This window comes from Streptomyces sp. NPDC018610, assembly GCF_044391765.1.
GTDB lineage: Bacteria > Actinomycetota > Actinomycetes > Streptomycetales > Streptomycetaceae > Streptomyces.
Genome location: NZ_JBISAL010000002.1, coordinates 38751 through 58130, shown reverse-complemented (window position 1 = coordinate 58130; position 19380 = coordinate 38751). Strand labels below are relative to the sequence as shown.

Genomic DNA, 19380 nt, shown 5'->3' with positions numbered 1-19380 from the left:
GCAGGTCAGCGTCCTTCTTCGATCCAGGTGGCGGCGGGGCCGTCCAGCACGATGTCCCAGTGGTAGCCGAGCGAGAACTCGGGCGCCGACAGGCTGTGGTCGTAGGTGGCGACCAGCCGCTGCCGGGCGGCGTCGTCCGTCACGGACTGCAGGATCGGGTCGTAGGGGAAGAGCGGGTCGTTCGGGAAGTACATCTGCGTCACGAGCCGCTGGGTGAACGCCGAGCCGAAGACCGAGAAGTGGATGTGCGCGGGCCGCCAGGCGTTGACGTGGTTGCGCCACGGGTAGGGGCCGGGCTGGACGGTGGTGAACCGGTAGAAGCCGTCGCCGTCGGTCAGGGTCCGGCCGAAGCCGGTGAAGTTGGGGTCGAGCGGGGCGTCGTGCTGCTCCCGCTGGTGGGCGTAGCGGCCGGCGGAGTTGGCCTGCCAGATCTCGACGAGCTGGCCGCGCACCGGGCGCCCGGCGCGGTCCAGCAGCCGCCCGGAGACCGTGATGCGCTCACCGACCGGCTCCCCGGTGTGCTGGCGGGTGAGGTCGTTGTCGATCCCGGTGATGTCCCGCTCGCCGAACGCGGGCGAGGACAGCTCGACCAGCTCCGGGTCCTTCGCGGTGTCGATGGCGACCAGCGGCTGCTTGGGGTGGCGCAGGACGGAGGAGCGATACGGCGCGTAGTCGCGGCGCGGGTGGTGCTCGACGGGCGCGCCGTCGGCGCGGCGCTTCTCGTAGGCGGCGTGCTCGGCCGCGATCTCCTGGTCGATGTCGTGCTGGGTGAGAGCCATGGGGATACCTGACGTTTCCTTAGCGTTCGAGGACGAGGGCGAGGCCCTGGCCGACGCCGATGCAGAGGGTCGCGACGCCGGTCCCGCCGCCCTTGCGGGCGAGCTGGTGGGCGACGGTGCCGGCGAGGCGGGCGCCGGAGGCGCCGAGCGGATGGCCGAGGGCGATGGCGCCGCCCTGAGGGTTGAGGACCGCCGGGTCGAACTCGGGCCACTCGGCGAGGCAGCCGAGCACCTGCGCGGCGAACGCCTCGTTGAGTTCGAGGACGTCGAGGTCGGCGAAGCCCTTCCCGGCCTTGGCGAGGGCCCGCTCGACCGCTTCGACGGGGGCGAGACCGAAGTAGTGCGGGTCGGTCGCGGAGACTCCGGTCGCCGAGATCCGGGCGAGGGGTTCGCGGCCGGTGGCCCTGAGGCCCTCCTCGTCGGTGAGCAGGAGGGCGGCGGCGCCGTCGTTGAGCGGGGAGGCGTTGCCCGCCGTGACCGTGCCCCCCTCGGTACGGAACGACGGCTTCAGCTTCGCCATCGCCGCGAGGGAGGAGTCGGGACGCACGGACTCGTCGGCGGCGAAGAGGACCGGGTCGCCCTTGCGCCGCGGGACGGGCACGGGGGCCAGCTCCGCGTCGAAGAGGCCGTCGGCCTGCGCCTTGGCGGCCTTGTGGTGGGAGGCGAGCGCGAACTCGTCCTGCTGCTCGCGGGTGATCCCGTGCTTGTCCGCGACGAGTTCGGCGGACTCGCCCAGCGGGACGGTCCAGCGCGGCTCCATCCGCGGGTTGACCATGCGCCAGCCGAGGGTGGTCGAGTAGAGCTCGGCGTGCCCGGCCGGGAACGGCCGCTCCGACTTGGGCAGCACGTACGGGGCGCGGGTCATGGACTCCACACCGCCGGCCACCGCGATCGAGGCGTCGCCGACGGCGATGGCGCGGGCGGCCTGGACGACCGCCTCCAGCCCCGAGGCGCACAGCCGGTTGACGGTGACGCCGGGCACGCTGGTGGGCAGCCCGGCCAGCAGGGCGGCCATCCGGCCGACATTGCGGTTCTCCTCGCCGGCGCCGTTGGCGTTGCCGAAGTACACGTCCTCGATCCGGGCCGGGTCCAGGCCGGGTGTCCGGGCGAGCAGTTCGCGGACGGCGTGGGCGGCCAGGTCGTCCGGGCGCACGCCCGCCAGGGCGCCGTTGTAGCGGCCGATCGGGGTGCGCACCGCGTCGACCAGGTAGACGGTCCTCACGGCGTCCCTCCCGACAGGTCCTGCGCGACGGTGAGCCGGGCATCGGTCCTGGCGGCGATCTCGTCCGCGGTGACGCCGGGCGCGGTCTCGACGAGGACGAGTCCGTCGTCGGTGACGTCGAGGACGCCGAGGTCGGTGATGATCCGGTCCACGCACGCCCTGCCGGTCAGCGGCAGCGCGCACTCCTCGAGGATCTTCGGCGAGCCGTCCTTGGCGGTGTGGGTCATCACCACGATGACCGTGCGGGCGCCGTGCACCAGGTCCATCGCCCCGCCGATCCCGGTGACCATCTTCCCGGGCACCGCCCAGTTCGCGAGGTCACCGCCGGCCGACACCTGCATGGCGCCGAGCACGGCGACGTCGATGTGGCCGCCGCGGATCATCGCGAACGAGAGCGCCGAGTCGAAGAAGGACGCCCCCGGCAGGACCGTGACGGTCTCCTTGCCGGCGTTGATCAGGTCCGGGTCGACCCGGTCCTCGGCGGGGTAGGGGCCGGTGCCCAGGATGCCGTTCTCCGACTCCAGGACCACCTCGACGCCGGGGGGCAGGTGGTTCGGGATCAGGGTCGGCAGTCCGATACCGAGGTTGACGTACTGGCCGTCGCGCAGCTCGCGCGCCGCGCGGGCGGCCATCTCCTGGCGCGTCCAGGCCATCAGCGGCTCACCGTCCCCTGCTCGGCGGGCGTGGAGACCGTCCGCTTCTCGATCTGCTTGTCGGCCGCCTGCCGCGGGGTCAGCGCCAGCACGCGCTGCACGAAGATCCCCGGCAGGTGCACCGCGTCCGGGTCCAGCTCGCCGGGCTCGACCAGCTCCTCCACCTCCGCGATCGTGACCTTGCCGGCCATCGCCGCGAGCGGGTTGAAGTTGCGGGTGGACCTGTTGAAGACGAGGTTGCCGTGCCGGTCGCCCTTCGCGGCGCGCACCAGCGCGAAGTCGGTGCGGATGCCGCGCTCCAGCACGTACTCGACGCCGTCGAACTCGCGGACCTCCTTGGGCGGCGAGGCCAGCGCGACGCCGCCGGAGCCGTCGTAGCGCCAGGGCAGCCCGCCGTCGGCGACCTGGGTGCCGACCCCGGCGGGCGTGTAGAAGGCGGGGATCCCCGCGCCGCCGGCCCGCAACCGCTCGGCCAGCGTGCCCTGCGGGATCAGCTCCACCTCCAGCTCCCCGGACAGGTACTGGCGGGCGAACTCCTTGTTCGCCCCGATGTACGAGCCGGTCACCCGGGCGATCCGCCCGGCCGCCAGCAGCACGGCGAGCCCGGACTCCATCGCGCCGCAGTTGTTGGAGACGACCGACAGTCCGCCGGCCCCGCGCTCGTGCAGCGCCTGGATCAGCACGTTGGGTACGCCGCTCAGCCCGAAACCGCCCACCGCCAACGACGCGCCGTCCGGCACGTCCGCCACCGCCTCCACGGCCGTGGCGACCACCTTGTCCATCGAAACAAGCCCCATCTCTACCGAGCGACACCCCGCGGCACGAAGGCCTCAGCGCCTAGATAGTCAGCGCACTGATTATTTCCGCGAGGACGCCCACACGCTGCCACTCGGTACGGGAACCGTCAAGAGCCCCATGAAATGGCCTTTCAGTCACCGGAGAGGGCTGATCCGCGGTGCGGCCACGCGCTGTATCGTTCAGTACACCTACGGATTCCTGTGGGGCAGCGACAAACTCTCGCGAGGAGCGCACATGGCCGCGGTGGACCTCACCACCCACCCCGGGCACCTGGCCCGGCGGCTGCAGCAGGCCCACTACCTGCTGTGGAACGCGATGGTCTCCGAGGAGATCACCTCGCCGCAGTTCGCCGTCCTGAACACCCTCGTCGCCGAGCCGGGGCTCGACCAGCGCACGGTGGGGGAGCGGGTCGGCCTGGACCGGTCCACCATCGCCGAGGTGATCAGCAGGCTCGGCCGCCGCGGGCTGCTCGACAAGGTCCGCGACCCGCGGGACGGCCGCCGCTTCCTGCTGCGGCTGACCGAGGACGGGGTGCGGACCCACCGGAAGCTCGCCGTGCGCACGGCCAGGATGAACCAGGTCTTCCTCGGCCCGCTCAGCGCGGCGGAGCAGACCCAGTTCTTCGACCTCATCCGGCGGGTGGCCGACGCGGCCGAGGGCCTGCGCAACCCGGCCGAACCGCCGCGGGCCTGAAGCCGGCGCGGGCCGCGGGCCGCCCGCGTGCGGCGCCGGTCACCGGTCCGGGACGAAGACCACCCACACCTGCCCCGCCGCGAAGTTCACGGGGGCGCCGTCGGCCGTCGTGAAATCGGTGCCGTCCGAGGCGCGCGGACGCTTCCAGACGGCCTCGTACACCCGGCCGTCGCGCAGCACCTGCGCCGTCCCCGACCCCACGGTGCGGGTGTACGGCGTGTAGTTGCCGAGCCTGTCGTGCAGGCTCGACCTGCGCACCCTCACGTGCTGCACCACGACCGTCCCCGGCGCGGGCCGCCCGCTGTCGGTCGTGGTGGCCGCCGCGCCGTCCATCGCGACCTGCCAGCCGCGGCGCGGCGCGGACCAGGTGAAGGTGAACCGGGCCGCCGGGTAGCGGACGGTGCGCGAGGCCACCGGACGGCCGCCCGCGGGGGCCGGGCCGTAGCGGAAGCCGGCGGGCAGCGCGTCCGCTCCCGGCGCGGCGGCGAGCAGCCGGTTGGGCCGTACGAAGAGGTTGTGCGGAGCCGCCCGGCCGGCGGCGCGGAAGTAGGCGTCGGGCTCGTCGTCCGGCGTCCTCGCGGTCAGCGGGGCCGCGTCGATCAGCGGCAGCAGCCTGGCCTGCGCGCCGGAGAAGGCGAGCGTGGGACGGCCGAACTGGCGCAGCAGCTCCAGGTCGGACTCGCGCGCGCTGCGCACCGGACCGACGACCGGCGGCAGCTTCGTGGCGTAGACGGCCAGCAGCCGACTCAGACCGCCCTCGACCTGTTCGGCGTAGACCACGTCGGCGGCGGCCAGGCCCGTCTGGGGGCGGGCCGGCGCCACATTGTCGATCTTGACGGCGAGCAGCGGACCCGTGTGCCCGGAACGCGGCGTCCGCGGCTGCCCGGACTCCCGACCCGGCCGGTCGGCGTGTCCGCCCCGTCCGTCCTGACCCCCGCCGTGCGGCGCCGTGCAGCCCGCCGCCACACAGGCGGCCGTCGCCGCCAGGGCGGCCAGCAGCGCCGCACCCACCGGGGCCCGCCGTCCGCGCGCTCTTCGTCCCATGCCCACGCTGCCCGCCGTCCTGGCCCGGCCGCCGCGCGTCCGTCCTCGCGCCCCGGCCCGCCGGTCATGTGCTCATCCGTTCATCGGTGGCCCTACCCGCTCGACTCCGGCCGCGCCTCCCGCACTGGGCCGGTCGGCCCCCGGCGGTTCGCCCGTACGGGGCCGGGTACCCGGCCGTCCGCGAAGGTGACGGACCGCGACGAAAGGGCGCGACACGATGAAGGCAGTGACCTGGCAGGGCAAGCGCGACGTCCGGGTGGAGGACGTCCCCGATCCCAGGATCGAGGAGCCGACGGACGCCGTCATCCGGATCACCTCCAGCGGCCTGTGCGGCTCCGATCTGCACCTGTACGAAGTCCTCACCCCGTTCATGACACCCGGCGACATCCTGGGCCACGAGCCGATGGGCATCGTCGAGGAGGTCGGCCCGGAGGTGCCCAACCTCAAGCGCGGCGACCGGGTCGTCGTCCCGTTCCAGATCTCCTGCGGCCACTGCTTCATGTGCTCCTCGGGCCTGCAGACCCAGTGCGAGACCACCCAGGTCACCAGCGAGGGCATGGGCGCGCCCCTGTTCGGCTACACCCGGCTCTACGGCGCCGTTCCCGGCGCTCAGGCCGAGTACCTGCGCGTCCCGCAGGCCCACTACGGGCCGATCAAGGTCCCCGTGGGCCCGGCCGACGACCGGTTCGTCTACCTCTCCGACGTGCTGCCCACCGCCTGGCAGGCGGTCGCCTACGCCGACGTCCCGCCCGGCGGGAGCGTCGCCGTCCTGGGCCTCGGTCCCATCGGAGACATGGCCTGCCGGATCGCCCGGGTGCGCGGCGCCGAGCAGGTGTTCGGCGTGGATCTGGTCCCCGAGCGGCTGGAGCGGGCGCGCCGGCGCGGCGTGAAGACGTACGACCTGCGCGACTTCGACAGCGAGAAGGAACTGGTCGCCGCCATCCGCGACGAGACCAACGGGCGCGGCCCCGACGCCGTCATCGACGCGGTCGGCACCGAGGCGCACGGCAGCGCGGTCGCCCGCATGGTGCAGCAGGCCGCCGCCGTGATGCCCCGCGCCCTGAGCGGACCGCTCGCCGAGCGCTTCAGCGTGGACCGGCTCGCCGCCCTCTACACCGCCATCGAACTGGTGCGCCGGGGCGGGACCATCTCGCTCTCCGGCGTGTACGGCGGCTCGGCGGACCCGCTGCCCATGCTCACCATGTTCGACAAGCAGCTCCAGATCCGGATGGGCCAGGCCAACGTGCGCCGCTGGACCGACGACATCCTGCCCTACCTGGCGGACGAGGACATCCTCGGCGTCGACGACTTCGCCACCCACCGGGTGCCGCTCTCGGACGCGCCGCACGCGTACGACATGTTCCAGCGCAAGCAGGACGGCGCGGTCAAGGTGCTGATGACGCCGTGACGTCCGGGCCCTCGGGCGGCCGGCCGAGGATCTCGGCGAGGTCGTAGCGGACGGGCTCCTCCAGCTGGGCGTAGGTGCAGCTGTGCGGGGTGCGGTCCGGGCGCCAGCGGCGGAAGCGCGCCGTGTGCCGGAACCGCGCCCCGTTCTCCATGTGGTCGTACGCCACCTCGGCGACCCGCTCGGGTCTCACCGGCACCCACGACAGGTCCTTCTTGCCCGACCAGCGGCTGGGCGCACCCGGCAGCCGGGCCGACTCGTGGGCCGCCTCCTCGGACCAGGCGGCCCACGGGTGGCCGGCCGTGTCGTCCATGCGCAGCGGCGCCAGCTCCTCGATCAGCTCGGCCCGCCGCTTCATCGGGAACGCCGCCGAAACGCCGACGTGCTGGAGCCGGCCCTCGTCGTCGTAGAGCCCGAGCAGCAGCGAGCCCACGACGGGGCCGCTCTTGTGGTGACGGTAGCCGGCCACGACGACGTCCGCCGTGCGCTCGTGCTTGATCTTGAACATGGCGCGCTCGTCCTGGAGGTAGCGCAGCCCCGGCGGCTTGGCGATCACCCCGTCCAGGCCCGCGCCCTCGTACTGCTCGAACCAGCGCCGCGCCACCTCGACGTCGGTCGTCGCGGGCGCCACATGGACCGGGGCCGTGACCCCCTCCAGCGCCCGGACCAGCAGCGCCCGCCGGTCCGACAGCGGCGCCTCCAGCAGCGACTCCCCGTCCAGCGCGAGCAGGTCGAAGGCCACGAAGGAGGACGGGGTCCGCTCGGCCAGCATCCGCACCCGGGAGTCGGCCGGGTGGATCCGCTCGGTCAGCGCGTCGAAGTCCAGCCGTCCCTCCCGGGCGATCACGATCTCCCCGTCCAGGACGCACCGCTGGGGCAACCGCTCCTTCAGCGCCGCCACCAGCTCGGGGAAGTACCTGGTCAGCGGCTTTCCGGTACGGCTGCCCAGCTCGACCTCGGCGCCGTCGCGGAACACGATCGCCCGGAACCCGTCCCACTTCGCCTCGTACTGCATGTCCGGCGGGATGCGCGCCACCGACTTGGCGAGCATCGGCTTGACGGGCGGCATCACGGGCAGATCCATGCAAGCGATTGTGCGCGCCCTCGATCGTTCCCGCGCGCCCGCCCGCGCACCGGCTCCGCCCGGTGTGCGGGGCGCTGCCGCCGCGCCTACCGTGGCTCGCATGGGCGAAGCGGTGGAACTGGACGTGGCCGGCCGGACCGTACGGCTGTCCAGCCCGGACAAGGTGTTCTTCCCGGAGCGCGGCTACACCAAGCTGGACGTGGCCCGCTACTACCAGGCGGTCGCCCCCGGCATCCTGCGCGCGCTGCGCGACCGCCCCACCACCCTGGAGCGCTACCCGGACGGCGTCACCGGCGAGTGGTTCTTCCAGAAGCGCGCGCCCAAGGGCATGCCCGACTGGATCCCGACCGCCCACATCACCTTCCCCAGCGGGCGCAGCGCCGACGAGATGTGCCCCACCGAACAGGCCGCCGTGGTGTGGGCCGCCCAGTACGGCACGCTCACCTTCCACCCCTGGCCGGTCCGCCGCGACGACGTCGACCACCCCGACGAACTGCGCGTCGACCTCGACCCGCAGCCCGGCACCGACTACGACGACGCGGTCCGCGCCGCCGGGGAACTGCGCGCCGTGCTGGAAGAGTTCGGCGGGCTGCGCGGCTGGCCCAAGACCTCCGGCGGGCGCGGACTGCACGTCTTCGTGCCCATCGAGCCGCGCTGGACCTTCACTCAGGTGCGGCGGGCCGCCATCGCGGTGGGCAGGGAGCTGGAGCGGCGGATGCCCGAGCAGGTGACGACCAAGTGGTGGAAGGAGGAGCGGGGCGCCCGGATCTTCGTGGACTACAACCAGACCGCCCGGGACCGCACCATCGCCTCCGCCTACTCCGTGCGCCCCCGCCCCGGCGCGCCCGTCTCGGCGCCCCTGCGCTGGGACGAGGTGGGCGTCGCGCACCCGGAGGACTTCGACATCGTCACCATGCCCGCCCGCTTCGCCGAGGCGGGCGACGTGCACGCCGACATGGACGACCACGCCTTCTCGCTGGACGCGCTGCTGGAACTGGCCGCACGCGACGAACGCGACCACGGCCTCGGCGACCTGCCCTACCCGCCCGAGTACCCGAAGATGCCGGGCGAGCCCAAGCGGGTGCAGCCCAGCCGCGCCCGGCACGCGGCCCCCGGGTCCTAGTGCCGCAACAGGCGACGTTCGCCCCGTCGCGACGCCCGGCACGCCTCCCCCAAGCTCTTCGAGCAGGGGGGACCCCCACTCGCCGCACCGGCCGAAAGCCCGAGTACGTCCAGTACGAGGGCTTCCGGCCGGCACGGCGAGAGCACGCACCGGACGCCGCTCCTCGACGGGCAAACGTCACCTGCCGCGGCACCAGGTGTATCGATCACGAGCGTTGTCGACGTTCGTAGGGTCCCTCTGACGCATTCCCGCCTGGCTCGCGGCGACGGGGATTCGTCAGACAGGCCCCATGGCCTCTCGAAAGACCCTGGAGCGTCGCCGGCCGAGGGCGCCGGCCGAGGCCGCGTCCCGGGCCCCGTCCGCCGCGCCGCTATCCTGATCCGCGTCCCGCGGTGAGGAGTGCGCAAGTGTCCGAGACAGCGTCGCGACCCACGCTGGAGGCCGTGGCCGCGCGGGCGGGGGTCTCCCGGGCCACCGTCTCCCGGGTGGTCAACGGCGCCGAGGGCGTCAGGAAACCGCTGGCCGAACGGGTCCGGCGCGCCGTGGCGGAACTCGGGTACGTGCCCAACCAGGCCGCCCGCAGCCTCGTGACCAAGCGCCACGACGCCGTCGCCGTGGTCATCGCCGAACCGGAGACCCGGGTCTTCGCCGACCCTTTTTTCGCGCTGCAACTGCGCGGCATCAGCAAGGAGTTGACGGCGCACGACGCCCAGCTCGTCCTGCTGCTGACCGAGGGGCGCGAGGACCATGCCCGGGTCGGGCGCTACCTGGCCGGCGGCCACGTCGACGGCGCGCTCGTCTTCTCCCTGCACCTCGACGACCCGCTGCCCGGGCTGATCCGGCGCGCCGAAGTGCCCACCGTGTTCGGCGGGCGGCCCGGCTGGAGCGACGGCCCGCAGCCCGGGGCCCCCGGCCGCGAACCCGACCCGGCCGGCGCGGGGCGCGCCGTGGTGTACGTCGACAGCGACAACCGGGGCGGGGCGCGCGAGGCCGTGCGCCATCTCCTCCGCACCGGACGCACCCGGATCGGGCACATCGCCGGTCCCCTCGACCAGACCTCGGCGGTGGACCGGCTCGACGGCTTCCGGGACGTCATGGGCGACGCCGGCCCCGAGCTGATCGTCCAGGGCGACTTCACCCCCGCCGGAGGCGAGCGCGCCCTGCGCGAACTCCTGGACCGGCGCCCGGACCTCGACGCCGTGTTCGCCGCCAACGACCTGGCGGCCTCCGGCGCCCTGCGCGCGCTGCGCGAGCGCGGGCTGCGGGTGCCCGAGGACGTCGCCGTGGTCGGCTTCGACGACATGCTGCCCGTGGCCGAGCAGACGGATCCGCCGCTGACGACCGTGCGCCAGGACATCGAGGAGATGGGGCGGCTGATGGCCCGTCTCCTGCTGCGCGGCCTGGACCGGCCGCAGCCCGGTGAGCACACCGGCGAGGACGCAGGCGACGGGCCGCGCAGCGTCGTCCTGCCGACGACCCTGGTGCGGCGCGCCTCGGCCTAGGGCCCGTCGCTCAGGGTTCCCGGCGCGGGGCGGGCCGGAGCACGGCGAAGCGGGCGCCGGCGGGATCGGCGAGCCGTGCCACGCGGCCGACGCCCGGGATGTCGGTGGCGGGCACGCGGACCGTACCGCCCAGTTCGCCGGTCCGGGCGACCGCGGCGTCCGCGTCCTCGACGGCGAAGTACGGCAGCCAGTACGCGCCGGCCGCCGCCTCCACCGGATCGTCGGCGAGCGGGACGACGCCGCCGAACATGGCGTCCGCGCCGCCCTCGGCGGGATTGACGCACGTGTACGTGCCACCGGGGAAGGACGCCGCGGAGGTCTCCAGCCCCAGCACCAGGTGGTAGAAGGCGGCGGCCGCCGGGACGTCCGGCGTGTACAGCTCGACCCAGCACAGCGCGCCGGGGGAGCCCGCCAGATCCACGCCCCCGGTCCGCCCCGGCTGCCACAGCCCGAACGCCACGCCCGCCCGGTCGGCGAGGACCGCCATGCGCCCCTGGTCCGTCACATCCGTCGGGCGGACCAGCACCGTGCCGTGCGCCCGCTCGGCGTTTCGGGCGGTCGCCCCGGCGTCGGCGCTGCGGAAGTACACGGTCCACGAGGGCGGCCCCTGCCCCGCCGCGAGCCCCGCGCAGCCGGCCACGGTCCGGCCGTCCAGCCGGAAGAGGCCGTAACCGCCGTCCCCGGGCCCCGCCGGCCGGAACTCCCAGCCGAACAGCCCGCCGTAGAAGGCGCGGGCGCCGTCGAGGTCGAAGGCGCCGACGTCGGTCCAGACGGGAGCGCCGTCGACGAAACGGGTGGTGAGCATCTGCGCCCTCCTCGCAAGGGACCCGCTGTCTGCTCTGCCGAGTCTCGCACCGCCCACCGGCGATCGCCGCCGGGGCGCGCGGCCGGGCGCGCCGCCGTGCGCGGCCGTCGCCGCCGGGCCATCATCGAGGTGGCCGGCGGCCCCGGGGTGCGGCGTTGAGCGCGCGTTGATCGAACGTTTTTCGCCGCCTGCCACGCTCTCGATCATGCACACCGAGACCATCACTCCGGCCGACCCCGCCTGGCAGGCCCAGGCCCTGTGCGCGCAGACCGGGGCCGACTTCTTCTTCCCCGAGCCGGGCAGTTCCGTCCGCGAGGCCAAGCGCATCTGCGCCATGTGCGAGATGCGCCCGGCCTGCCTGGAGTACGCGCTGGCGCACGACGAGCGCTTCGGCGTGTGGGGCGGCCTGTCCGAGAAGGAGCGGCTGAGCCTGCGCCGGACCGCGCGCTAGGCGCGCGGTCCCGGAGGCGGTCCCGGAGCCGGGGCGGAGAGCGGGGGCGGTCAGGCGCCCGCGCGCGCCGCCATCCGTGCCTTGCGCGCCGCGAGCTTCTCGTCGAACTTGGACGCCTCCGCGTTCAGCCCGCCCAGGAACAGGCCCAGTTCCTCCTGCGCGTGGCGGCCCTCGGGGCCGAGGCCGTCGATCTCCATCACCTTCAGGAAGCGCAGCACCGGCTGCAGCACGTCGTCGTGGTGGATGCGCAGGTTGTAGACCTCGCCGATGGCCATCTGCGCCGCGGCCCGCTCGAAGCCGGGGATGCTGTGGCCCGGCATGCGGAAGTTCACCACCACGTCCCGCACCGCCTGCATGGTCAGGTCGGGGGCGATCTCGAAGGCCGCCTTGAGCAGGTTGCGGTAGAAGACCATGTGCAGGTTCTCGTCGGTCGCGATGCGCGCGAGCATGCGGTCGCACACGGGATCGCCGGACTGGTGGCCGGTGTTGCGGTGCGAGATGCGGGTGGCGAGCTCCTGGAAGGCGACGTAGGCGATCGAGTGCAGCATCGAGTGGCTGTTGTCGGACTCGAAGCCCTCGCTCATGTGCGCCATCCGGAACCGCTCCAGCTTGTCCGGGTCGACCGCGCGCGAGGCGAGCAGGTAGTCGCGCATCACGATGCCGTGCCGGCCCTCCTCCGCCGTCCAGCGGTGCACCCAGGTGCCCCAGGCCCCGTCGCGGCCGAAGAGGCTGGCGATCTCGTGGTGGTAGCTGGGGAGGTTGTCCTCGGTCAGCAGGTTGACGACGAGGGCGGTCCGGCCGATCTCCGTGACCTTGGACTGCTCCTTGTCCCACGCCTCGCCGTCGGCGAAGATACCGGGGAAGTTGCGGCCGTCGCTCCACGGGACGTACTCGTGCGGCATCCAGTCCTTGGCGACCTTGAGGTGCCGGTTGAGTTCGTTCTCGACCACTTCCTCCAGCGCGTACAGCAGCCGGGCGTCGGTCCAGACGGACGGGCTGCCGAGGTGAGGGGAAGTGATCGTCATGGAGACTCCAGGGGGACGTGCGAGCCGGGCGGGAGCCGGCACAGACAAGCGGGGGACGGACAAGCGAACCGGCGAGCGGTGCCGGGAACCTACGGGATCGTAGGCTACGAACCCGTAGGTTACGAAGCCGTAGGTTAAGGCGGCTGTAAAGACCGCTGATCAGGCCACCGCACCAGGGCGCATGACGGTACGTGAGCGGACCCGGCCGGACCCCAGCCGAACGATCCGGACGCGCGGACGTCACGCGGCGACCGTACGACACCTGCCCCGCACGCCGAGTCCTACTCGCGCACCGGAGCCCGCCCCGCACGCCGAGTCCCACTCGCGCAGCGGACCCCGCCCCGCGCACGCCGCGTACCCGGCCCCCGGTGTTCCGGGCCGGGTACACGGTCCTCGTCGCGCTTTCACGCCGTGGCCGCGACCGCCTCCCACGTGGTCTCCCTCAACTCCCCCTCCTCCACGATCAGCCAGCGGGTGACCCCGATGGACCGCAGGAACGGCAGGTCGTGGCCGGCCACGATCAGCGCGCCCTCGTAGGACTCCAGCGCGCTCGTCAACCGGCGCACGCTCGCCATGTCGAGGTTGTTCGTCGGCTCGTCGAGCAGCAGCAGCTGCGGCGCGGGCTCGGCCAGCATCAGCGCGGCCAGCGCGGCCCGGAAGCGCTCGCCGCCCGACAACGTCGCCGCCTTCCGGTCGGCCCGGGCGCCCCGGAACAGGAAGCGGGCCAGCCGGGCCCGGATCCGGTTGGCGGTGGCGTCCGGCGCGAACCGGGCCACGTTCTCGACGACGCTCAGCTCGTCGTCGAGGACGTCCAGCCGCTGCGGCAGGAACCGCAGCGGCACATGTGCCACCGCCTCGCCGGACACCGGCGGCAGTTCCCCCGCGATGGTGCGCAGCAGGGTCGTCTTGCCCGCGCCGTTGCGCCCGACCAGCGCCACCCGCTCGGGACCGCGCAGGTCGAGCCCGCCGGTCACACGCGCGCCGTACGCCGGCCGGAGGTCCCGCAGGGTGAGGACGTCACGGCCGGGCGGGACCGCCGTGCGGGGGAGCTCGACGCGGATCTCGTCGTCGTCGCGCACCGCCTCCACCGCCTCGTCCAGACGTTCCCTGGCCGCGGAGAGCTTCTCCTCGTGCAGGATGCGGTGCTTGCCGGCGGACTCCTGGGCGGCCCGTCTGCGCGCGCCCATCACGATCTTCGGCTCGCGCCTGTTGTCCCACATCTTCTGCCCGTACCGCTTGCGGCGGGCCAACTTGACCTGTGCGTCGGCCAGTTCGCGCTTCTGTCGGCGCAGATCGGCCTCGGCGACACGCACCATCCGCTCGGCGGCGTCCTGTTCGACGGCGAGGGACTCCTCGTACGCCGAGTAGTTGCCGCCGTACCAGGTGACCCGACCGGCGCGCAGGTCGGCGATCTGGTCGACCAGTTCGAGCAGGTCGCGGTCGTGGCTGACCACGACCAGCACGCCGGGCCAGGCCGCGACGGCCTCGTACAGCCGCCGGCGCGCGTACAGGTCCAGGTTGTTCGTCGGCTCGTCCAGCAGCAGGACGTCCGGGCGGCGCAGTAGCAGCGCGGCCAGCCGCAGCAGCACCGACTCACCGCCGGAGACGTCGCCGACGGTGCGGTCCAGGCCGATGTGGCCGAGACCGAGTTCGCCGAGCGTGGCCAGGGCGCGTTCCTCGACGTCCCAGTCGTCGCCGACGGCCTCGAAGTGCTCCTCGGCCGCGTCGCCCGCCTCGATGGCGTGCAGGGCGGCCCGCCGCGCGGCGATGCCGAGGGCCTCGTCGACCCGCAGGCCGGTGGCGAGCGTGACGTTCTGCGGGAGGTGGCCGACCTCGCCGGTGACGCGGACGACGCCGTCGGACGGCGTCAGCTCGCCCGCGATCAGCTTCAACAGGGTCGATTTACCGGTTCCGTTGACGCCGACGAGTCCGGTGCGGCCGGGGCCGAAGGCGATGTCGAGGCCGGTGAGGACGGAGGTGCCGTCGGGCCAGGAGAAGGACAGGGAGGTACAGGTGACGGATGCTGACATGGGCGCCTCGCGGTTGCTGGGTGCGGTCTGGGGCAGACGCGTGTCGAGACACCGCTGGGCGGGACGCCGTGTGGGAGAGGAGCCGCGGGGCATGAGAAAAGCCCTGGGCCGGTCTTCCGGAGGACGGCTCGGACGCCGAGGTCGCACGCGACGCACACACCTGTTCGGTGTGACGCGGTGTCTCAGGACCTCAGACGAGCAACGTCCTTCTCCAATCGACGGCAACAGGACCGCTGTAAACCGTACGAGCGGGCCGGTGCGGCTGTCAACGAATTACCGGCGTGGGCCGGCCCCCGGGCCCACCGTGCGAAGGAGGCCCGCCCCGTGTCCGACGTGTCCGACGGTCCGCTCCCGCCGTCCCCGCTCTCGCTGCCGGCCCGCCTGTGCCTGCTGGCCTGGGACACCGACCGGCAGCACGCCCCCGACGCCCCGCACCTGTGCCACCTGGTGCGGGCCGGTGCGCTGACCGAGCTGGCCCTCAGCGGGCTGCTCGTCGACGACGACGGCGTCGCCACCCCCGTCGACCTGGACTCGCGCTCCGGCGACGCGGTGCTCGACGGCCTCCTCGACCTGGTGCGGGAATCCTGCCCCCGCCGCTGGGGGACCTGGGTGACGCTGCGCGCCCGGCACACCCTCGCGGACCTGCGGGAGCAGCTGGCCGCCGAGGGGTACCTGCGCACCGAGAGGCGGCGCGTCCTCGGGCTCTTCCCGTCCGTGGCGTACGGCCTGGAGCGCGTCGCCGCGGCGGAGGCGCTGCGCGCGGAGGCCCGGCAGGCACTGGAAGGGGCCCGCCCGGCCGCGGAGGTCGCCGAGCGGACCGCCGCCGCGGTCGCCCTAGCCGCCGCGGCGCGGCTGCGCACCGTCGTTCCCGATCCGGGCCGCGAGCCCGACCGGTGGCGCGTCGAGGAGCTGGCAGAACGCGGCGCGGCGGCGGCCCCCGCCCTGCGCGGCGTCGTCAGCGAGGTCCGCGCGGCGCTCACCGAGGCGACGACGGCGCCCGCCGCTTCGGCGGCGGGCTGACCGGCCATCGGGTCGATGTGGGCACTCCGCCCGGACGGCCGTTCCGCGCGGGCCGGCGGCCGGGACCGGGGCCACCGGCTCCGTCCGTCACTCCCGGCACGGGTCCGGACCCGGATTCGGGTCCGGACCCGGGTGAACGACCTAGCAGGCGTCCCGCATCAACTCGGCCAGGCCGTGGTCGAGGTCCAGCTGAAGGTGCTCCAGACCGGTGGGCACCAGCTCGCTCGCGGCCCGCAGGAACCGGCGTATCTCACCGCTGCGGACGTGGATCACGGCGGTTCCCTCGGGGGCGTGGAACTCCAGGACGGTGCGGTCGTACCCGTACGGCCGCACCCGCACGTCGCCGTCGCCCTCGGGCTCGTCGAGACCGGCCTCCAGGAGCTCGCGGGCGAAGGTCCAGCAGACCTCGACGCCTTCGAGGGTGGCCGGGGCCGGGAAGGTCATGCGGACGGCGAACGGGTCCCGGCGGTCGTAGTGCAGCGTGGCGGGAATGCTGGGCATCCGCGGCGCGGCGGCGACGAGGCGCGCCTCGACGGGCTGCTCGATGACGGTGGACAACGCCTTGCTCCCTTGTGACGTATGACGTACGACGGCTGGACGGACGTTCGGGTGGACGAGGCCGGGCACTGGAGGAGACGACGGAACCAGCCGGTCCGTGCACACGAGAAGCGAGTGACCTCTGTCACCGCCTTCATGCACGGACGTGATCCGCCTTACGCGCTCCGGCCGCGTTCGCGTGCGCGGCCCCCGGGTATCCGGCGACAAGGGACACTTCGCTCGACTGGGGGATTGAATATCGCCTGATATGACGAACTGTTCCAGGATGCGGGTATCCGTCCCTTGACAGAGAGGAAGTGAACGGCATGCCACGCGGATCCAGTTCCAAGCGGGAGCGCCAGTACGAGCACATCAAGGAGAGCGCGCAGGACCGGGGCGAGAGCACCGGCCGCGCCAAGGAGATCGCCGCCCGCACGGTGAACAAGGAGCGTGCCCGCTCGGGCGAGTCGAAGACCTCCAGCCGCACCTCTACACAGGACATGTCCTCCGGCAAGCGCGGCGGACAGCGCTCGGGCCGGGGCTCCGAGGGCCCCACCTACGACCAGCTCTACGAGGAGGCCAAGCGGCGCGACATCCACGGCCGCTCGGACATGAACAAGCAGCAGCTGCGGCAGGCGCTCGACAAGGGCTGATGCCGGGCCCGCGGGCAGGACGGGCCCCGCGCCCGGCCTCCCGCGAGCCCGCCCGCGCCGGCTTCCCGCACGCGGCCCCCGCGCGCCGCCCGCGTCGCCTCCCTGGGCCCGATCTCCGCGGACCCGCCTGGCGACGCGCCCCGTGAACCGGACAGCCTCCGCGAGTCGCCCCGCCACGCCGGCCGCCCCCGGCACGGCCCCGCCGCATCCGCCGTGGTCGGCGAAGCCGTACGCTCGTCACCACCATGACGACGACCGTAGGCATACCCGCGGGCTGGCCCGCGACGACGGAACAGGCACGTGCCGTGCAGGACGAGTTGCGCGCGCGGGTGGTGCTGGACGAGCCCGGCCCGCCGCCCGGGACGGGGCACGTCACGGGGGTGGACGTCGCCTACGACGACGAGCGGGACGTCGTCGCGGCGGCCGCCGTCGTGCTGGACGCGGCCACGCTGCGGGTGGTCGCCGAGGCCACCGCCGTCGGCCGGATCTCCTTCCCCTACGTGCCCGGACTGCTGGCCTTCCGGGAGATCCCCACCGTGCTCGCCGCCCTGGACGCCCTGGACCGCCCGCCCGGCCTGGTCGTCTGCGACGGCTACGGCCTCGCCCACCCCCGCCGGTTCGGCCTCGCCAGCCACCTCGGCGTCCTGACCGGCCTCCCGACGATCGGCGTCGCCAAGAACCCGTTCACCTTCGCCTACGACGACCCGGGCACCGCGCGCGGCAGCGCCTCCCCGCTGCTGGCCGGCGCCGACGAGGTCGGCCGCGCCCTGCGCACCCGCGACGGCGTCAAGCCGGTCTTCGTCTCCGTGGGCCACCGCACCACGCTGGACGACGCCTGCGCCCACACCCTCGCCCTGACCCCGGCCTACCGCCTGCCGGAGACCACCCTCCGGGCCGACGCCCTGTGCCGCCGCGCCCTGCGGGAGGCCACCGGAGGACCCGGGAGGCCCGCCCCGCGGGCGAACGACGGGGATGCGTCAGACAGGCCCTAGTGCCGCAACAGGCGACGTTCGCCCCGTCGCGACGCCCGGCACGCCTCCCCCAAGCTCTTCGAGCAGGGGGGACCCCCACTCGCCGCACCGGCCGAAAGCCCGAGTACGTCCAGTACGAGGGCTTCCGGCCGGCACGGCGAGAGCACGCACCGGACGCCGCTCCTTGACGGGCAAACGTTGCCTGCCGCGGCCCTAGCGGGCCGCCGCCGTGCGGAAGGTGAGGCCGGACGCGCGCAGCCGGTCGATGAGGGCATCGCCCATCGCCACGGCCGTCGTCACCTGGCCGGCCGTGGCGGGCAGGTCGTCCAGGGCCAGGCACAGGGCCGACTCGGCGAACATCCGCGCCGTCTCGTCGTAGCCGGGGTCGCCGCCCGCGACCTCGGTGAGCACCCGTCGGCCGCCACCCTCGCCCACGAACCGCACCGAGAACCAGCTCCTGGCCCGCCTCTCGGCGCTCGGTCCGTCCCCCGGCTTGAGCCGGCCGGACAACCAGTCGCGCACGGGCGCGAGTTGGGCCGCGGCGGCGAGGGCTCCCACGGCGGCGACCCCACCCACGGCGACCGGCAGGCGGCGTACGGCCGCGTAGTGGCGGTAGCGGAAGTCGGGGCCGTAGCGCTCCAGAGCCCGGGCGGAGCGGACCACGATCTGCGGATCGATGGTCGGCAGCGGCAGCGCCCACGCGCCGACCTCCCCGGCGAACCGAGGCGCGGCCACCGGCGCCGAGGCCCGCCGCCCCACCAGCCGCGGTTCGTGGCGCGCCCGGTCCCGCGCGGCGGCCCGCATCCGCAGCGGACGGGAGAACTGGCCCAGCGCCGAGGCGAACGTGCCGCCCGAGAAGGCCGCGTCGACGCGGACGAACCCGTCCACGGTCAGCGGCACGCCCTCCGGCAGCTGCCGCACCGTGTAGTACACGCCGAGATCGTGCGGGACCGAGTCGAACCCGCACGCGTGCACCAGCCGCGCCCCCGTCTCCCGCGCGCGTGCGTCGTGCCGGACATACACCAAATCCACGAACTCGGGCTCGCCGGTCAGGTCCAGACAGTCCGTACCGCTGTCAGCGCAGGCGGCGACCAGCTCCTCGCCGTACGTCACGTAGGGGCCGACGGTGGTGGCCACCACGCGCGCCTGCCGGGCCAGCGCGCGCAGGGAGTCCGGTTCGGCCACGTCCGCCCGCAGCACCCCGACGGACGCCCCGCCGGGCAGCCGCTCGCGCAGCTCCTCCAGTTTGCGTTCGCTGCGGCCCGCCACGGCCCAGCGCAGTCCCTCGGGGGCGTGCGCCGCCAGGTACTCGGCGGTCAGCCTCCCCACGAAACCGGTGGCCCCGAAGAGCACGACGTCGTACGGACGCTCCGACCTTTTCAGCCTGCTCATGACACCCCTCGCTCCCGCAGCCCGCGCCGCTGTCGGTGGCCGAGGCTAGCGCGAGGGCGCGGAGCGCTCACGGCGAGGGGGTGCGCCGGCCGCCGGCGCGCTCACGGTAAGGAGGGCGCGCCGGCCGCCGGGAACCGTGGCGAGGGAGTGCGCCGGCCTCCCGGGGTGCGGCGGCGAGGGGGTGGTCCCTGGT

Annotated in this window: 19 protein-coding genes; 8 read left to right on the top strand and 11 right to left on the bottom strand. The window is 74.0% G+C overall.

The window, feature by feature from the left end; all coding sequences use genetic code 11:
• Nucleotides 1-5 precede the first annotated feature (5 nt).
• The 4 genes from pcaH to ACH5A8_RS05785 are packed head-to-tail and all read right to left on the bottom strand — an operon-like array spanning nucleotide 6 to nucleotide 3436.
• On the bottom strand, nucleotides 6-779 hold the full coding sequence (pcaH, locus tag ACH5A8_RS05800) for a protocatechuate 3,4-dioxygenase subunit beta (RefSeq protein ID WP_398998385.1): 774 nt from the start codon (nucleotides 777-779) through the stop codon (nucleotides 6-8).
• 19 nt (nucleotides 780-798) lie between these two features.
• Entirely contained in the window at nucleotides 799-2001 is a 1203-nt protein-coding gene (locus ACH5A8_RS05795) for a thiolase family protein (protein WP_398998383.1), read from the bottom strand.
• Nucleotides 1998-2654: a CoA transferase subunit B gene (locus ACH5A8_RS05790; RefSeq protein ID WP_398998381.1), complete on the bottom strand. Its 657-nt coding sequence runs from the start codon at nucleotides 2652-2654 to the stop codon at nucleotides 1998-2000. The genes ACH5A8_RS05795 and ACH5A8_RS05790 overlap by 4 nt, the downstream gene beginning before the upstream one ends.
• Nucleotides 2654-3436 carry a CoA transferase subunit A gene (locus ACH5A8_RS05785; protein ID WP_398998379.1) on the bottom strand — a complete coding sequence of 261 codons (783 nt, stop codon included), beginning with the start codon at nucleotides 3434-3436 and terminating at the stop codon, nucleotides 2654-2656. Before ACH5A8_RS05785 ends, ACH5A8_RS05790 begins: the two co-directional genes overlap by 1 nt.
• Before the next feature lie 250 nt (nucleotides 3437-3686).
• On the opposite strand from ACH5A8_RS05785, the gene ACH5A8_RS05780 reads away from it, so the two are divergent.
• Nucleotides 3687-4145, top strand: a complete 459-nt coding sequence (locus tag ACH5A8_RS05780; protein WP_398998377.1) for a MarR family winged helix-turn-helix transcriptional regulator — start codon at nucleotides 3687-3689, stop codon at nucleotides 4143-4145.
• A 39-nt stretch (nucleotides 4146-4184) separates the two neighbouring features.
• Here the strand turns inward: ACH5A8_RS05780 and ACH5A8_RS05775 are convergent, their stop codons facing one another.
• Nucleotides 4185-5189, bottom strand: coding sequence for a DUF3048 domain-containing protein (locus ACH5A8_RS05775; protein ID WP_398998375.1), 1005 nt, complete (start codon nucleotides 5187-5189; stop codon nucleotides 4185-4187).
• 217 nt (nucleotides 5190-5406) lie between these two features.
• Between ACH5A8_RS05775 and ACH5A8_RS05770 the strand changes: the two genes are divergently transcribed.
• A complete protein-coding gene (locus tag ACH5A8_RS05770) occupies nucleotides 5407-6597 on the top strand; it encodes a zinc-dependent alcohol dehydrogenase (protein WP_398998373.1) in 1191 nt (396 codons plus the stop codon).
• Here ACH5A8_RS05770 and ACH5A8_RS05765 read toward each other — a convergent pair.
• On the bottom strand, nucleotides 6575-7678 hold the full coding sequence (locus ACH5A8_RS05765) for an ATP-dependent DNA ligase (protein WP_398998371.1): 1104 nt from the start codon (nucleotides 7676-7678) through the stop codon (nucleotides 6575-6577). The two genes, ACH5A8_RS05770 and ACH5A8_RS05765, sit on opposite strands and share 23 nt — an antisense overlap.
• A gap of 100 nt (nucleotides 7679-7778) precedes the next feature.
• Between ACH5A8_RS05765 and ligD the strand changes: the two genes are divergently transcribed.
• Entirely contained in the window at nucleotides 7779-8801 is a 1023-nt protein-coding gene (gene ligD / locus ACH5A8_RS05760; RefSeq protein ID WP_398998369.1) for a non-homologous end-joining DNA ligase, read from the top strand.
• A 407-nt stretch (nucleotides 8802-9208) separates the two neighbouring features.
• Nucleotides 9209-10303, top strand: a complete 1095-nt coding sequence (locus ACH5A8_RS05755) for a LacI family DNA-binding transcriptional regulator (protein ID WP_398998367.1) — start codon at nucleotides 9209-9211, stop codon at nucleotides 10301-10303.
• Nucleotides 10304-10313: 10 nt separating this feature from the next.
• Here the strand turns inward: ACH5A8_RS05755 and ACH5A8_RS05750 are convergent, their stop codons facing one another.
• Nucleotides 10314-11108: a VOC family protein gene (locus ACH5A8_RS05750; RefSeq protein WP_398998365.1), complete on the bottom strand. Its 795-nt coding sequence runs from the start codon at nucleotides 11106-11108 to the stop codon at nucleotides 10314-10316.
• Between the two features lie 205 nt (nucleotides 11109-11313).
• Here ACH5A8_RS05750 and ACH5A8_RS05745 point away from each other — a divergent pair, with 205 nt between their 5' ends.
• Nucleotides 11314-11559, top strand: a complete 246-nt coding sequence (locus ACH5A8_RS05745; RefSeq protein WP_398998362.1) for a WhiB family transcriptional regulator — start codon at nucleotides 11314-11316, stop codon at nucleotides 11557-11559.
• A gap of 50 nt (nucleotides 11560-11609) precedes the next feature.
• Here the strand turns inward: ACH5A8_RS05745 and ACH5A8_RS05740 are convergent, their stop codons facing one another.
• Both ACH5A8_RS05740 and ACH5A8_RS05735 read right to left on the bottom strand, forming a co-directional pair.
• Nucleotides 11610-12584, bottom strand: a complete 975-nt coding sequence (locus ACH5A8_RS05740) for an acyl-ACP desaturase (RefSeq protein WP_398998360.1) — start codon at nucleotides 12582-12584, stop codon at nucleotides 11610-11612.
• A 404-nt stretch (nucleotides 12585-12988) separates the two neighbouring features.
• Nucleotides 12989-14614, bottom strand: a complete 1626-nt coding sequence (locus ACH5A8_RS05735) for an ABC-F family ATP-binding cassette domain-containing protein (protein ID WP_398998358.1) — start codon at nucleotides 14612-14614, stop codon at nucleotides 12989-12991.
• A 324-nt stretch (nucleotides 14615-14938) separates the two neighbouring features.
• On the opposite strand from ACH5A8_RS05735, the gene ACH5A8_RS05730 reads away from it, so the two are divergent.
• Nucleotides 14939-15634, top strand: a complete 696-nt coding sequence (locus tag ACH5A8_RS05730; protein WP_398998356.1) for a GPP34 family phosphoprotein — start codon at nucleotides 14939-14941, stop codon at nucleotides 15632-15634.
• A 141-nt stretch (nucleotides 15635-15775) separates the two neighbouring features.
• Here the strand turns inward: ACH5A8_RS05730 and ACH5A8_RS05725 are convergent, their stop codons facing one another.
• Complete coding sequence (locus ACH5A8_RS05725) at nucleotides 15776-16192, bottom strand: SsgA family sporulation/cell division regulator (RefSeq protein WP_398998354.1); 417 nt, start codon at nucleotides 16190-16192, stop codon at nucleotides 15776-15778.
• 305 nt (nucleotides 16193-16497) lie between these two features.
• Between ACH5A8_RS05725 and ACH5A8_RS05720 the strand changes: the two genes are divergently transcribed.
• The gene (locus tag ACH5A8_RS05720) at nucleotides 16498-16824 is read left to right on the top strand and encodes a plasmid stabilization protein (protein ID WP_398998352.1); all 327 of its coding nucleotides are present in this window, start codon (nucleotides 16498-16500) and stop codon (nucleotides 16822-16824) included.
• A 245-nt stretch (nucleotides 16825-17069) separates the two neighbouring features.
• Entirely contained in the window at nucleotides 17070-17816 is a 747-nt protein-coding gene (locus ACH5A8_RS05715) for an endonuclease V (protein ID WP_398998350.1), read from the top strand.
• A gap of 192 nt (nucleotides 17817-18008) precedes the next feature.
• Here the strand turns inward: ACH5A8_RS05715 and ACH5A8_RS05710 are convergent, their stop codons facing one another.
• On the bottom strand, nucleotides 18009-19187 hold the full coding sequence (locus ACH5A8_RS05710; protein ID WP_398998348.1) for a saccharopine dehydrogenase family protein: 1179 nt from the start codon (nucleotides 19185-19187) through the stop codon (nucleotides 18009-18011).
• Nucleotides 19188-19380: the final 193 nt, after the last annotated feature.